This window comes from Arthrobacter sp. TmtSoilC77 (genome assembly GCF_059739415.1).
Map to the genome: position 1 here is coordinate 4291997 of NZ_AP046050.1, position 14824 is coordinate 4306820.

The window sequence follows — 14824 nt, forward strand, 5'->3', positions numbered from 1 at the left end:
TATGCGCATGGCCAACGAACCCATTGCAACAACTGCTGAAAAACTTGCCACCATCCAGCAGGGGTACGCCCTGGAAGGTGCCACCATCGAGCTGGGCGCGGCGATCGTCGATGGTGAAATCCACAAAGAAGCCCAAGTCCGGCTACCCTTGGCCATGATGAACCGCCACGGCCTCGTGGCCGGCGCCACCGGTACCGGCAAAACGGTCACGCTGCACATGATTGCCGAACAGCTCTCGACGGCGGGTGTTCCGGTTTTCCTCGCGGACATCAAGGGTGATCTGTCGGGATTGGCAACGGCAGCAACTGCCAGCGAGAAACTCACGGCACGCACCGAGGCCCTCGGCCAGCAGTGGCAGGGAAAGAACTTCCCCGTTGAATTCCTGAGCCTCGGCGGGGACGGCAACGGAATCCCGATCCGCGCCACCATCACCTCATTTGGGCCCATCCTGCTCTCGCGCATCATGGACCTCAATGACACGCAGGAGTCCAGCCTCCAACTGATCTTCCACTTCGCGGACAAGAACAAGCTCGAACTGATCGACCTCAAAGACCTCCGGGCCGTGATCCAGTTCCTCACGTCGGACGAGGGCAAGGAACAGCTGGAGGATCTTGGCGGTCTTTCCAAAGCCACTGCCGGAGTCATCCTGCGGGAACTCGTCACCCTTGAGGCGCAGGGCATGGAAAGGTTCTTCGGCGAACCGGAGTTCGATACGGCAGAGCTACTCCGCACGGCGCCCGATGGCCGGGGCGTGATCAGCTGCCTTGAACTCCCCACGCTGCAGACCAAGCCCCTGCTGTTCTCCACCTTCCTCATGTGGCTACTGGCCGACCTTTTCGAAGACCTCCCCGAAGCCGGCGACCTCGACAAGCCCAAACTGGTGTTCTTCCTGGACGAAGCACACCTGCTCTTCAGCGACGCCTCCAAAGCCTTCCTCGAAGCCATCACCACCACGGTCCGGCTCATCCGTTCCAAGGGCGTCGGCATCTTCTTCGTCACCCAAACACCAAAGGACGTCCCCGCCGATGTCCTGGGCCAGCTCGCCAACCGGGTACAGCACGCCCTTCGCGCGTTCACCCCGGAAGATGCCAAGGCCCTCAAGGCCACGGTCTCCACATTCCCCGTCAGCGATTACGACCTCGAAGAGACACTCACCTCCGCAGGCATTGGTGAGGCCGTCATCACCGTGATGAACGAAAAAGGCGCGCCCACACCTGTTGCGCTCACCCGGCTGCGTGCCCCCGAATCCGTGATGGGCCCCAGCGCCGACGACCTCATCCGCAGCACCGTGGCCTCGTCCTCCCTTCTGGTCAAGTACGGGACGGCCGTAGACAACGTGTCCGCCTACGAGAAGCTCACCAGCAACGCCGTACCCTCCACCGGCGACGCCGCACCGGGATTGCCGCCGGTCCCGGCCAGCTCTTCTGGTCCGGGCGCTTCCGGTTCCGGCGCTTCCGGTCCGGGCGCTTCCGGCGGTACGCCCTACGACATCGACGCCGAAGCGCGCCGCATCGAGGAAGAGATCCTCGGCCGCCCGAGTTCCCGTCCGGCCCCTGCGCCCTCCTCCTTTCCTGCACCCTCCTCGCCGCCCGCGCCGACCCCTGCACCGCAGCGGGCGTCCCAGCAGGACGGCGGCATGTTGGGCGACCTTGCCGGGGCACTCGGCGGAGCCCTGGGCGGCGGCCTGAAGAGCATGGTCCGTTCCATGGGGACACAGCTTGGCCGCGACCTCATGCGCGGCGTTTTCGGTACCTCCTCGCGGCGCCGCCGCTAGCCCTTTTGGGCTGTCAAAAGCCCGACGGCGGGTGGCGGCCCGGGGTGGTGCCACCCGCCGTCGGGCATTTTACGAGCAGTCTTCGCAGGTCACGCTGACGCCCTCATGCACAGCTATCGCTGCCACGGCAGGTAACGTAAAGGGCGTGCAGTTGAGTCAAGCGATAGTCAGGACCGCAGCCGGATGGCTGCTCGGTCTGATGCTTGCTGTCGCCGGAGCCATCGTCTGCATCAACCTGGTGAGTTCCTCCGTGGCCAGTCCGCAACAGCCCGTCCGGGAGTATCTGGAGGCCTTGCAGAAGGGCGAAGGCGAGCAAGCCCTGGGACTGCTGCGAGCCAAAGTTCCCAATGCGAATGCCGCCATGCTCGACGGCACGGCCCTGCAAACTGCTGCCTCCAAACTGTCGGACATCAAACTCGGAAATGCCGAGTCCAGGGGCAGTAACCGTGTTGCCGTTCCCATGGACTACACCTTGGACGGCAACCGGCTCCACACCGAATTCCTGATGGAGCGCACCGGGACCCAATGGTTGTTCTTCGGCAAATGGGCTTTCGTTCCCACCACGCTGCCCACCATCGAAGTGACGGTGGTCAACTCCAGTGAAGCAGCGCTCAACGGCGTCCCCGTGAACATGCCCAACGGCCGCAACACCTTTGCCGTGTTCTACCCCGGCAAATACGAAGCCAGCCTGAATGGCACCTACTTCGAGGCTCCTCCTGCCTCAGCCCTCGTTTCAAGCCGCGACGGCGGCCAGGCCCCCTTGAACCTGCAGACCAGGTCAACCAAGGCCATGAACGAAGCCGTTGCCGGTAAAGTGCGGGAATTCCTGGATACCTGTGCCGCTCAGGCCACCGAACAACAGCGCCTCCAACCTGATTGCCCGTTCTACCACGCCAGCAACGCGCGCGTCGTAGACGGAACCATCAAGTGGGAAATTACCCAGTACCCCAAGATCACCATTGAGCCCTTCGGCGGCAAATGGGTCGTAGCCCCGCTCAACGGCAAGGCAAGGGTTTCCGCCCAAGAGATCAATTTGTTCACCGGCCTGGTCAACGACCTCAACGTGGAGCACGATTTCAGCTTCACCACCCAGCTGGACACAAACAACAACACCGTGACTGTCACCCCGATGCTGACTTTCTAGGCGGCGCCGCACTGGCCCACCTTTCATCACCTAAGGCGCCCAGTCTGTGCTCGCGCCGGCTCCGAGGGCCCAAAACCGCTCTCGTTACACCAAGCGCCGCCGCCGAAGGACCTCACGAACGTGCCGCAGCATCGCATCCGGCGTGTGAACCACATCGCCGTAGAAGAACCTCAGGACCAGCAAGCCCTGACGGATCGCGTCGTTGTCCCTCCGACGGTCCCTCTTGAACTGGCGCGGATTCAGATGAAATGCCAGCCCGTCGATTTCGACAATGACTGGCCCAGTTCCGAAGTAGCCGGAGGCATGAAAAAGGCCCGGGTCCTCCCTCTCAAGGGTCAAACCCGGGCCAGTTCAGCAGGTTTAGTCCATGCCGCGCAGATCCAACACCAGCTCGGATTCGCCGTCGGCCTGCAGGATGACTGGAATGCCCCAATCCTGCTGGTACAGGTGGCAGGCTGCGTGGTCCGGAATCTCGCCGTCCTCGGTTTCAGGTCCGTCACAGGCGGCCGCACGGGCAGTGATGTGAAGGATGCCCTCGGGCACGTCGGACGACAATTCGATGGTTCGCAACAAGCCCACCGATGTCCCGCCCCCGGAGACCAACAGTTCCGGCGGAGTGGAAGAAACCTTCATTTGCGTGGGGTCGCCCCAGCGGTCATCGAGCTTCTGCCCGGTGGGGGCCTTGAAGCGAACGGCCAGCTCCAGGATTCCAGGTGTCACGGGGCTCTTGGGGCGGTGCGTCTGGGATGCCCCCTCATCCACCTGCTGGGCTTCCTTGGGGATCGGCACCAAAACCAGCTGATGCTTGTTTGACTCGACCACCACCAGCAGCGGCTCACTGTTGCTGTGGTTAACCACGACGACGTCACTCGGCTCAGCCAGGCCACGCGCCAATGTTGACACTGTCTTCGAGGCGGGATCGTACCGGCGAACGGCACCGTTGTATGTATCGGCGATCGCTACGGAACCATCCGGGAGTACCGTGACACCCAAGGGGTGCTGCAGGCGTGCCTCGCTGGCGTCACCGTCACGGAATCCGAAGTCGAACAGTCCTTGGCCGACGGCTGTCTCCACCGTCACGCCGGTTTCGTCAAGCACCAAACGCCGCAATGAGGAAGTCTCCGAGTCGGCCACCCAGATGTTGTCATCGGCATCAATGGCCAAGCCGGACGACTGGGCGAACCAGGCGTCCTCCGCCACGCCGTCCAACAGCCCCTCCAGGCCCGAGCCCGCCAGGATGGAAACCTGGTTGGTCACGGGATCGAACGCAAAGATCTGGTGCGTCCCGGCCATAGCGATCACAACACGCTGCAGTTTCACACTCCACACAACGTCCCAAGGCGAGGACAGAGAAACCCCGGTACCAAGGCCAAGCACCCCGACGTCGATTGCGTCGGCAGCAAAGTCAGCCGGACCGCCGTCGTGGTGTTCGGACCAGGCCCCCGCGCCCGTCTCTGTGACACGGGCAGGACCGGCATCGAGCAAGCGCTGCACACCGTTGCCGGCAACAGTCCGGACATGCCCTGAACTCAACGTCACCCCGCGAAGGCGGTGGTTCACGGTGTCTGCGACCACGGCGTCATAACCGAGCGTAGAAGCGAGCTCCGCCGGAAGAACAGCTATACCTTGCGGCTCGTTGAACTGGGCCGTGTCCGTGTCGCCGTCCGCGTACCCCTTAATGCCGGAGCCAATAACCCGCTCAACGGTTTTCAGGTCCGGGTGGAGCTCTACCAGGCGGTGGTGCCCGGAGTCGACGACGAGGTAATTGCCATTGGCCAACTGGGTCGTTTTGCCCGGGAAGCGCAAAGTGCCCGACGTCGGAACGGGAGCGACGTACGGACCGTTGCCCCGGTGGAGGGTCCCCTTTGCTTCGTGCTCAGCAACAAGTTCCTCAAGCAGCACGGCGAGACCATCTGCGTGTCCTTCACCGGAAAGATGCGCCACGATGTAACCCTCCGGATCCACGACCACCAGCGTGGGCCAAGCACGGGCTGTGTACGCCTTCCACGTGGCCAGCTCAGGGTCGTCCAGAACCGGATGATGGATCTCGTAACGCTCCACGGCAGCAGCAAGGGCAACGGGATCGGCTTCGTGCTCGAACTTGGGCGAATGCACGCCGACTGTTACCAGGACATCAGAGTACTTTTCCTCGAGGGGCCGGAGTTCGTCGAGAACATGCAGGCAGTTGATGCAGCAGAACGTCCAGAAGTCCAACAGCACGATTTTGCCGCGAAGGGATTCCAAGTCAAGGGACTTGCCGCCCGTATTGAGCCAGCCGCGGCCCTCCAGTTCGGAGGCCCGGACCCGGAGTTGGGTGCGTACGGTTTCGCTCATCAGCGTCCTTCCAGCTTCGTGTTTCGTTCGGTCTTGCTGCTTGCTTGGTCAACGCTTCCCCTGGCGTGGCCTGTTGAAGCGTTGTCCCCAGGGGCTGCGCCGTCAGTTGAAACGGTGCTGTCAGTTGAGACGGTGCTGTCAGTTGAGACGGTGCTGTCAGTTGAGACGGTGCTGTCGGTTGAGACGGTGCTGTCGCTTCGGATGGTGCTGTCCTCTGGAGTGCTAGCCGGTATGGCTTCGGTCGGTCGGGTCGCTTCAGTCGTTTCAGTAGTCAGGGCCGTCGGCCTGGCTGAGGCCGGGCGGCCGGCCAATTTGGCATCGCGGTCAGCGAGCCGGGCAAACATATCGTTATAAGCACTGAGATCGGCGTCGTTATTCCTGTCGGCCGCACGGTCCACGCGTCGGGTCTCCCGCTCGTCCGAGCGTGACCACATGACCGCTACGCCGATTGCCACGAGCAAAGTGGGAACTTCGCCAATGCCCCAGGCCACAGCACCGCCCATTTGCTGGTCTGCGATGGCCGAGGCACCCCAGGTCCTGCCCAGGTTGCCGAAGTAGTCAGCAGCCAGCAGGCCTGTACCGCCCATGATGGCCACGCCAAAGAATGCGTGGAATCCCATGGTTGCGAGCAGGAGCAGCAGGCGCATGGGGTACGGCGCACGTCGCGGCAGTGGATCACTGCCGATCATGCTGAGTACAAAAATGTAGCCCGTCAGCAGGAAGTGCAGATTCATCAGCTCATGGCCTACGTGCTCCCGCATGGCAAGGCCGAAAAGGTCCGAGTAGTAGAACAGCACGATGGAACCCGCGAAGTTCGCGGCGGCGAACAGGGGATGAGTCACCACCTGCGAGAACCGTGAGTGGACGAACAAGAGCAGCCACTCCCGAAGACCCCGCGAACCGTGGGCGCCTTCACCCCGGGAAGGCAGTGCACGCAGCGCAAGGGTCACGGGTGAACCCAACACCAGGAAGATCGGTGCCACCATGGTCAGGGCCATATGATCCACCATGTGGGCAGAAAACAGCACACGGCCATAGACAGCTGGCGGACCCGACGTGATGTAGGTGAGAATCACCAGTCCAATCATCCAGTTCACCGTCTTGAACCAGGACCAGCTATCCCCACGCTTGCGGACCTTGATAATCCCGAGGATGTAGGACACGGCGCCAAATAAGGCGACTCCAACCCACAGCCAGTCAAAACGCCATTCCGTAAGCCAGCGCTCTGGCGTAAGTTCAGGCGGAACCTCATAGCCGGACAGGATGAAGGCCGGCGAGGCGTCCGGTGCGTACGTCGTGGGCTGCGGCGGGGCCGAGCGCCCGAGCGCCACGGCGAGGCCCGACGTCGCGCCCATCACCAGCAGCTCAACCAGAACCAGCTGCCACAGCACGCGCCGGGCAGACATCGAACCGCTCTTCCCCAGCTGAGGTATGACCCACTGACGGTGCATGAAACCAATGCCACCCAGTACCAACGTGGCAAGTGCCTTGGCAAGGATGAGCTGGCCATAGGCAGAGCCAAACAGATCGCCGGGGTTCGTCACGCGGATGGCTGCGTTTATCACACCGGACGCAAACACCAACACGAAAGCAAAGCCAGCCAGGGCCGAGAACCTTCGGAGGGTCGGTTCCGTAATGTCGCTTGTCCCGGACCTCCTGGAGCCAGCGAGCAATCCGGAAAGGACCGCGAGCATGATGATGCCTCCCACCCACACAGAGACACCAACCAAGTGAAGGCCCAGCGAGTTGATGGCGCCTTCATGATCACTGGAGCTTGAGGAGTGACCGATCAGCGCGGTCGGAATCAGCCCGATCAAGGCAAGCAGCAGCGTAAAAGCGAGGCCGGTCAGCGATCGGACGCCGAAGAGCGCGGTGGTGACTACCGCAGCAATGATAGTGATGGCCAGCCAGGCCTTGCCCGTTTCTATGTCCGTCATGAAGTAGACAAGTGAGCGGGTGAATTCTGCGTCGCCGGAGAGCCCCTGACCCGCCACGTCCGCGTAGGTCAATACCAGGACCGCTACGGCAGACAGTGTCCAGGCGGCACCTGCCGCGGCGGCAACGGCAAGGGCGCGTGCAAAGGCTGGATGCTCCAGGGCCTCCAGATCCTTTTCACGGGATCGCGACGCCCTAAGGTTCTTGGGCAGGATTCCGACCGCGAAGATCAGTCCACCAATAACTGTGGCTATGGAAACGTTGTGGACGGCTTTCGCCACCGGCAGGCCCCACCGAACCAGCGCACCAGGGTCCGAGACCTGTCGGGCAGCAGAAGCACCGGAAAAGATGAGGGCTGCAGCCAAAGTCAGGAAGAGCACCGCGAGTCCAGCAAGCTGCCACGTGAGGGAAATGCCCGTGACGGCATCGCCTCCCCGCGCTCCCGGCTTGGGAACAGGCGATGGGGCGGTTGCGGAGCTTCTTGCTGATGGCACCTATCCATTGTCCGTTACCTATGGCTGGGCTGCGAATCGGGAACCATTTGGGGAGGAGTAGTGGGCAGGGCTTAACAGCAAAAGGGGCGGCAACCAGTTGGTTGCCGCCCCTTTTAGGCGTTCGCCGAAGTTGGAATTACTTCTTCTTGGCGACAGCAGCCTTCAACTTGGAGCCTGCGGTCAGCTTAACGCTGTGACCAGCGGCGATCTGGATGGTTTCGCCCGTCTGCGGGTTACGGCCGGTGCGTGCTGCACGGTCGGTGCGCTCAACTGCGAGCCAGCCCGGGATGGTGATCTTCTCGCCAGCGGCAACAGAAGTCTCGAAAACTTCGAACAGTGCATCGAGCACGGAGTTGACGGCTGCCTGGCTGGTGCCAGCCTTGCCTGCTACCTCTGCAACGAGTTCACTACGGTTCTTAGCCATTTACGTCCTCCTGGACTAATACGTTTTTTGAGCTTTCAAGCGGAATGCGAGCAAGCCACTGCTCGAAAACTTACCAGCTTGCACCGGCTTGGCCAGCAAATTCCGCGTGTTTCCGCGCTTTTTTGACCAAAATCACCGGTTTTTCAAGGTTTTTGGGGGTGTGGACCGCACATGGCGTACCCTACGGCGTTGAAGAGGCCCCCAACCAGCGCAGGAAACCACGACGCCGGCAGCGCATCCAACCGCCGTGGATCAGAAGAGAATGCGCTGATACAGGACGTGGTCCTGCCATTCGCCTGCTATGTGGAGATAGGAGGGCGCCAACCCGATCCGCTCGAAGCCGCATCGTTTGAGGACCGCCTGCGAGGCTACGTTATGCATTAAGGTTGCGGCTTGGACACGGTGGAGTCCCAAATCGTCACTCGCGATGGAGAGAACCGCCTCCACCGAAGAAGAGGCAATGCCCTTGCCGGTGAACGCTTGGTCGACCCAATAGCCCAGGTTGGGGTCCACGGACTATGCCCGTCAACGTAATCTGGCCGATGATATCCCCGTCATGGAGAACTACAAACGGCACCTCCGTGCCTGCGGCATATTGGTTCAGTTTGCCCCGAACAACGGCGTCCTGCCCTGCCCTGGTATAGAACGCTTCGCTGCGCCGCGGTTCCCAAGGGGCAAGGTACTCTGCGTTCCGGGTGTAGGCGGCCGCCAAGGGCCCGACGTCGGACAAGGACAAAGTGCGAAGGTGGACTTTTCCCTTCACGGCGTTCCCGGATGACACATCCAAAGTTCGGTTAAGGGGCATCCTGTGACTCTAGCGTCCTTGGTTGTGTGGTTAAAGTGGGGAAGCCCCGACCGTGGTGGTCGGGGCTTCCCGTTAATGTGTGTCCGGCGGTGTCCTACTCTCCCACACCCTCCCGGGTGCAGTACCATCGGCGCTGTGGGTCTTAGCTTCCGGGTTCGGAATGGGACCGGGCGTTTCCCCCACGCTATGACCGCCGTAACCTTGTTACCCGTCCCGCGCACCTGTTTGTGGTGTGGGGTGGGAAGACTGTGTGGTTACAACTGTGGTGTTGTGTATTTAGTTGTTGGTTCCTGGAACGGTTGTTGTTCGGGAACCACATAGTGGACGCGTGCAGTGTGTTGTGTGTGGTGTAAGTTGTTGGCCTATTAGTACCGGTCAGCTTCACGAGTCTTTGGTCCTCGCTTCCACATCCGGCCTATCAACCCAGTGGTCTGGCTGGGGGCCTCTCACACGTATTGTGTATGGAAATCTCATCTTGAAGCGAGCTTCCCGCTTAGATGCTTTCAGCGGTTATCCCATCCGAACGTAGCTAATCAGCGGTGCACTTGGCAGTACAACTGACACACCAGAGGTTCGTCCGTCCCGGTCCTCTCGTACTAAGGACAGCCCTTCTCAAATTTCCTGCGCGCGCAGCGGATAGGGACCGAACTGTCTCACGACGTTCTAAACCCAGCTCGCGTACCGCTTTAATGGGCGAACAGCCCAACCCTTGGGACCTACTCCAGCCCCAGGATGCGACGAGCCGACATCGAGGTGCCAAACCATGCCGTCGATATGGACTCTTGGGCAAGATCAGCCTGTTATCCCCGAGGTACCTTTTATCCGTTGAGCGACGGCCATTCCACAATGTACCGCCGGATCACTAGTCCCGACTTTCGTCCCTGCTTGAGATGTCTCTCTCACAGTCAAGCTCCCTTGTGCACTTACACTCGACACCTGATTGCCAACCAGGCTGAGGGAACCTTTGGGCGCCTCCGTTACTTTTTAGGAGGCAACCGCCCCAGTTAAACTACCCATCAGGCACTGTCCCTGACCCGGATCACGGGCCGAAGTTAGATGTCCAAAGTGACCAGAGTGGTATTTCAACGATGACTCCACCCGAACTGGCGTCCGGGCTTCAACGTCTCCCACCTATCCTACACAAGCCACTCCGAACACCAATACCAAACTATAGTAAAGGTCTCGGGGTCTTTCCGTCCTGCTGCGCGTAACGAGCATCTTTACTCGTACTGCAATTTCGCCGAGTTTATGGTTGAGACAGCGGGGAAGTCGTTACTCCATTCGTGCAGGTCGGAACTTACCCGACAAGGAATTTCGCTACCTTAGGATGGTTATAGTTACCACCGCCGTTTACTGGGGCTTAAATTCTCAGCTTCGCCCACAAGGGGCTAACCGGTCCTCTTAACCTTCCAGCACCGGGCAGGAGTCAGTCCGTATACATCGTCTTGCGACTTCGCACGGACCTGTGTTTTTAGTAAACAGTCGCTTCCCCCTGGTCTCTGCGGCCCACACCCGCTCACGGAGAGCAAGTCTCCATCACGGGGCAGGCCCCCCTTCTCCCGAAGTTACGGGGGCATTTTGCCGAGTTCCTTAACCATAATTCTCTCGATCGCCTTGGTATTCTCTACCTGATCACCTGTGTCGGTTTGGGGTACGGGCGGCTAAAACCTCGCGTCGATGCTTTTCTAGGCAGCATAGGATCACCGGATCCCCCCGAACGGGAGTCCCATCAGATCTCAGGATCGTGCTCGAAACACACAGGAACGGATTTGCCTATCCCTGACCCTACATCCTTGGACCGGGGCAACCATCGCCCGGCCCGGCTACCTTCCTGCGTCACACCTGTTAATACGCTTACCTCCCGGGATCAGGTCCCGCGCTCGGCCAAAACCCACACACCACAAGGGTGGGCGGGCAGGCTCCGGGCGGTTAGTATCCCCCGCTTGGCATGGGCGGTTTTTCGCCGGTACGGGAATATCAACCCGTTGTCCATCGACTACGCCTGTCGGCCTCGCCTTAGGTCCCGACTTACCCAGGGCAGATTAGCTTGACCCTGGAACCCTTGATCATTCGGCGGACGGGTTTCTCACCCGTCTTTCGCTACTCATGCCTGCATTCTCACTCGTGTAGGCTCCACCGCTGGTTTCCACCGCGACTTCACTGCCCACACGACGCTCCCCTACCACTCCACACCCCTGAACCACGAAGGCTAGGGTACTGTGTGAAATCCACAACTTCGGCGGTGTACTTGAGCCCCGCTACATTGTCGGCGCGGAATCACTTGACCAGTGAGCTATTACGCACTCTTTCAAGGATGGCTGCTTCTAAGCCAACCTCCTGGTTGTCTTCGCAACTCCACATCCTTTCCCACTTAGCACACGCTTAGGGGCCTTAGTTGGTGGTCTGGGCTGTTTCCCTCTCGACTATGAAGCTTATCCCCCACAGTCTCACTGCTGCGCTCTCACTTACCGGCATTCGGAGTTTGGCTGACGTCAGTAACCTTGTAGGGCCCATCGGCCATCCAGTAGCTCTACCTCCGGCAAGAAACACGCAACGCTGCACCTAAATGCATTTCGGGGAGAACCAGCTATCACGGAGTTTGATTGGCCTTTCACCCCTACCCACAGCTCATCCCCTCCATTTTCAACTGAAGTGGGTTCGGTCCTCCACGACGTCTTACCGTCGCTTCAACCTGGCCATGGGTAGATCACTCCGCTTCGGGTCTAGATCACGCCACTACACTCGCCCTGTTCAGACTCGCTTTCGCTACGGCTACCCCACACGGGTTAACCTCGCGACGTAACACTAACTCGCAGGCTCATTCTTCAAAAGGCACGCCGTCACAGTTACTAGTGATTACTCACGACTGCTCCGACGGATTGTAAGCACACGGTTTCAGGTACTGTTTCACTCCCCTCCCGGGGTACTTTTCACCTTTCCCTCACGGTACTGGTCCGCTATCGGTCATTAGGAAGTATTTAGGCTTATCAGGTGGTCCTGACAGATTCGCACGGGATTTCTCGGGCCCCGTGCTACTTGGGATCCTCTCCAGGCGGTACACAACATTACGGTTACGGGGCTCACACCCTCTCTGGCCGGCCTTTCAAGACCGTTCACCTATGCCTGCACTACACACCCCACCGGTCCGGCAGAACCAGTACGGAAAGTCCCACAACCCCGCCCATGCAACGCCCGCCGGCTATCACACATGGAAACGGTTTAGCCTGATCCGCGTTCGCTCGCCACTACTAACGGAATCACTCTTGTTTTCTCTTCCTGCGGGTACTGAGATGTTTCACTTCCCCGCGTTCCCCCCACGCACCCTATGTGTTCAGATGCGGGTCACACAATCACCCAAAAGCGTTGTGCGGGGTTTCCCCATTCGGACATCCTGGGATCAACGCTCGGTTATCAACTCCCCCAGGCTTATCGCAGATTCCTACGTCCTTCTTCGGCTCCTAATGCCAAGGCATCCACCGTGTGCCCTTAAAAACTTGACCACACACAAACCAGCAAACCCACAACAAAGGGGCCCACCGGTTCACGATGCATCATCTATTCGAGAGAACCACGACCACAAAAGGCCAGGTTCATTCATAAGAAATTGCTGTAAGAACACACACCCACCAACCCCGAAGAGCCGGCACCATGCATGTTCTAGATGCTCGCGTCCACTATGTAGTTCTCAAACAACAACCCCGTCAACCAGACCCCCAACACCCACACGGGTGCCGGTACGAACCGGAAGCAGGAACAAAAGAAACACCAGAACTGTGTCCCCCTGCATTGCTGCAAAAAGGTCCTGTTGCCTCAGGACCCAACAGTGCGCCAAACACAACCCACACAAACCACGCCCCGGCACGTTCCCAACACCACACACCCCCAAAAAAGGGGCACGCACTGCCGTACTAACACCAGGACACAACCGGTCAGGCCATGCCAAACAAACGTTTGATTCGTTGATATTCCACCCATGAGCACCCACCGCAGAACATACGCCTGCGCAATGGGCAACACTGACAACCACCAGCCCCCGCATGCACGGGAACCGACACGGTTGTTAGCAGCTCCTTAGAAAGGAGGTGATCCAGCCGCACCTTCCGGTACGGCTACCTTGTTACGACTTAGTCCCAATCGCCGGTCCCACCTTCGACGGCTCCCCCCACAAGGGTTAGGCCACCGGCTTCGGGTGTTACCAACTTTCGTGACTTGACGGGCGGTGTGTACAAGGCCCGGGAACGTATTCACCGCAGCGTTGCTGATCTGCGATTACTAGCGACTCCGACTTCATGGGGTCGAGTTGCAGACCCCAATCCGAACTGAGACCGGCTTTTTGGGATTAGCTCCACCTCACAGTATCGCAACCCTTTGTACCGGCCATTGTAGCATGCGTGAAGCCCAAGACATAAGGGGCATGATGATTTGACGTCGTCCCCACCTTCCTCCGAGTTGACCCCGGCAGTCTCCTATGAGTCCCCGCCATAACGCGCTGGCAACATAGAACGAGGGTTGCGCTCGTTGCGGGACTTAACCCAACATCTCACGACACGAGCTGACGACAACCATGCACCACCTGTAAACCGACCGCAAGCGGGGCACCTGTTTCCAGGTCTTTCCGGTTCATGTCAAGCCTTGGTAAGGTTCTTCGCGTTGCATCGAATTAATCCGCATGCTCCGCCGCTTGTGCGGGCCCCCGTCAATTCCTTTGAGTTTTAGCCTTGCGGCCGTACTCCCCAGGCGGGGCACTTAATGCGTTAGCTACGGCGCGGAAAACGTGGAATGTCCCCCACACCTAGTGCCCAACGTTTACGGCATGGACTACCAGGGTATCTAATCCTGTTCGCTCCCCATGCTTTCGCTCCTCAGCGTCAGTTACAGCCCAGAGACCTGCCTTCGCCATCGGTGTTCCTCCTGATATCTGCGCATTTCACCGCTACACCAGGAATTCCAGTCTCCCCTACTGCACTCTAGTCTGCCCGTACCCACTGCAGAACCGGAGTTGAGCCCCGGTCTTTCACAGCAGACGCGACAAACCGCCTACGAGCTCTTTACGCCCAATAATTCCGGATAACGCTTGCGCCCTACGTATTACCGCGGCTGCTGGCACGTAGTTAGCCGGCGCTTCTTCTGCAGGTACCGTCACTTACGCTTCTTCCCTACTGAAAGAGGTTTACAACCCGAAGGCCGTCATCCCTCACGCGGCGTCGCTGCATCAGGCTTTCGCCCATTGTGCAATATTCCCCACTGCTGCCTCCCGTAGGAGTCTGGGCCGTGTCTCAGTCCCAGTGTGGCCGGTCACCCTCTCAGGCCGGCTACCCGTCGTCGCCTTGGTAGGCCATTACCCCACCAACAAGCTGATAGGCCGCGAGTCCATCCAAAACCACAAAAGCTTTCCACCACCATGACATGCGCCAGATGGTCATATCCGGTATTAGACCCAGTTTCCCAGGCTTATCCCAGAGTCAAGGGCAGGTTACTCACGTGTTACTCACCCGTTCGCCACTAATCCCCCCAGCAAGCCAGGGATCATCGTTCGACTTGCATGTGTTAAGCACGCCGCCAGCGTTCATCCTGAGCCAGGATCAAACTCTCCGTTGAAAACAAAAAAAATCAAACAGACACAACCACACCCACCGGAAATAACGGCGAACACGGCTGCACAAAATTCGAAACCAGCTGAAAACCAAACCACCACACACGGGGGTGCATGACGATCCGGCATATAATTTCAACCAATCAAAAAAACAATCGGCATCAACAAACTTGGCACACTATTGAGTTCTCAAACAACAGACCCTCCAAAACATCACCCCGGACAGCGCACCACAAAAGCAGCACACCCAACAGGGCCATTGGAAAAGAAGAGTTATTTTTGGCCGCCTACCGAACCGTACACACCTTCCGGCTTTCCGTT

7 protein-coding genes and 3 rRNA genes are annotated in these 14824 nt (G+C 59.5%); 2 read left to right on the forward strand and 8 right to left on the reverse strand.

What is annotated here, in order from left to right:
• The first annotated feature begins 1 nt into the window (after window position 1).
• Window positions 2–1774 (forward strand): helicase HerA-like domain-containing protein, encoded by a 1773-nt coding sequence (locus tag AC6I99_RS19840; protein WP_497961624.1) that lies wholly within the window; start codon window positions 2–4, stop codon window positions 1772–1774.
• Window positions 1775–1889: 115 nt separating this feature from the next.
• Window positions 1890–2918, forward strand: a complete 1029-nt coding sequence (locus AC6I99_RS19845; RefSeq protein WP_497962010.1) for a hypothetical protein — start codon at window positions 1890–1892, stop codon at window positions 2916–2918.
• A gap of 84 nt (window positions 2919–3002) precedes the next feature.
• On the opposite strand, the gene AC6I99_RS19850 is transcribed toward AC6I99_RS19845, so the two are convergent.
• From AC6I99_RS19850 to AC6I99_RS19885, 8 genes are all read right to left on the reverse strand, one after another.
• Window positions 3003–3257, reverse strand: a complete 255-nt coding sequence (locus tag AC6I99_RS19850; protein ID WP_497961625.1) for a DUF559 domain-containing protein — start codon at window positions 3255–3257, stop codon at window positions 3003–3005.
• A gap of 21 nt (window positions 3258–3278) precedes the next feature.
• A complete protein-coding gene (locus AC6I99_RS19855; protein ID WP_497961626.1) occupies window positions 3279–5252 on the reverse strand; it encodes an NHL domain-containing thioredoxin family protein in 1974 nt (657 codons plus the stop codon).
• Entirely contained in the window at window positions 5252–7681 is a 2430-nt protein-coding gene (locus AC6I99_RS19860; RefSeq protein ID WP_497961628.1) for a bifunctional copper resistance protein CopD/cytochrome c oxidase assembly protein, read from the reverse strand. The genes AC6I99_RS19855 and AC6I99_RS19860 overlap by 1 nt, the downstream gene beginning before the upstream one ends.
• Before the next feature lie 136 nt (window positions 7682–7817).
• Window positions 7818–8105, reverse strand: coding sequence for an HU family DNA-binding protein (locus AC6I99_RS19865; protein ID WP_011776355.1), 288 nt, complete (start codon window positions 8103–8105; stop codon window positions 7818–7820).
• A 252-nt stretch (window positions 8106–8357) separates the two neighbouring features.
• Window positions 8358–8618 (reverse strand): GNAT family N-acetyltransferase, encoded by a 261-nt coding sequence (locus tag AC6I99_RS19870; protein WP_497961630.1) that lies wholly within the window; start codon window positions 8616–8618, stop codon window positions 8358–8360.
• Window positions 8619–8991: 373 nt separating this feature from the next.
• Window positions 8992–9108, reverse strand: a 5S ribosomal RNA gene (gene rrf, locus AC6I99_RS19875).
• A gap of 146 nt (window positions 9109–9254) precedes the next feature.
• A 23S ribosomal RNA gene (locus AC6I99_RS19880) occupies window positions 9255–12410 on the reverse strand.
• 575 nt (window positions 12411–12985) lie between these two features.
• Window positions 12986–14508 (reverse strand): 16S ribosomal RNA (locus AC6I99_RS19885).
• Together the 16S, 23S and 5S rRNA genes form the textbook arrangement of a ribosomal RNA operon.
• Window positions 14509–14824: the final 316 nt, after the last annotated feature.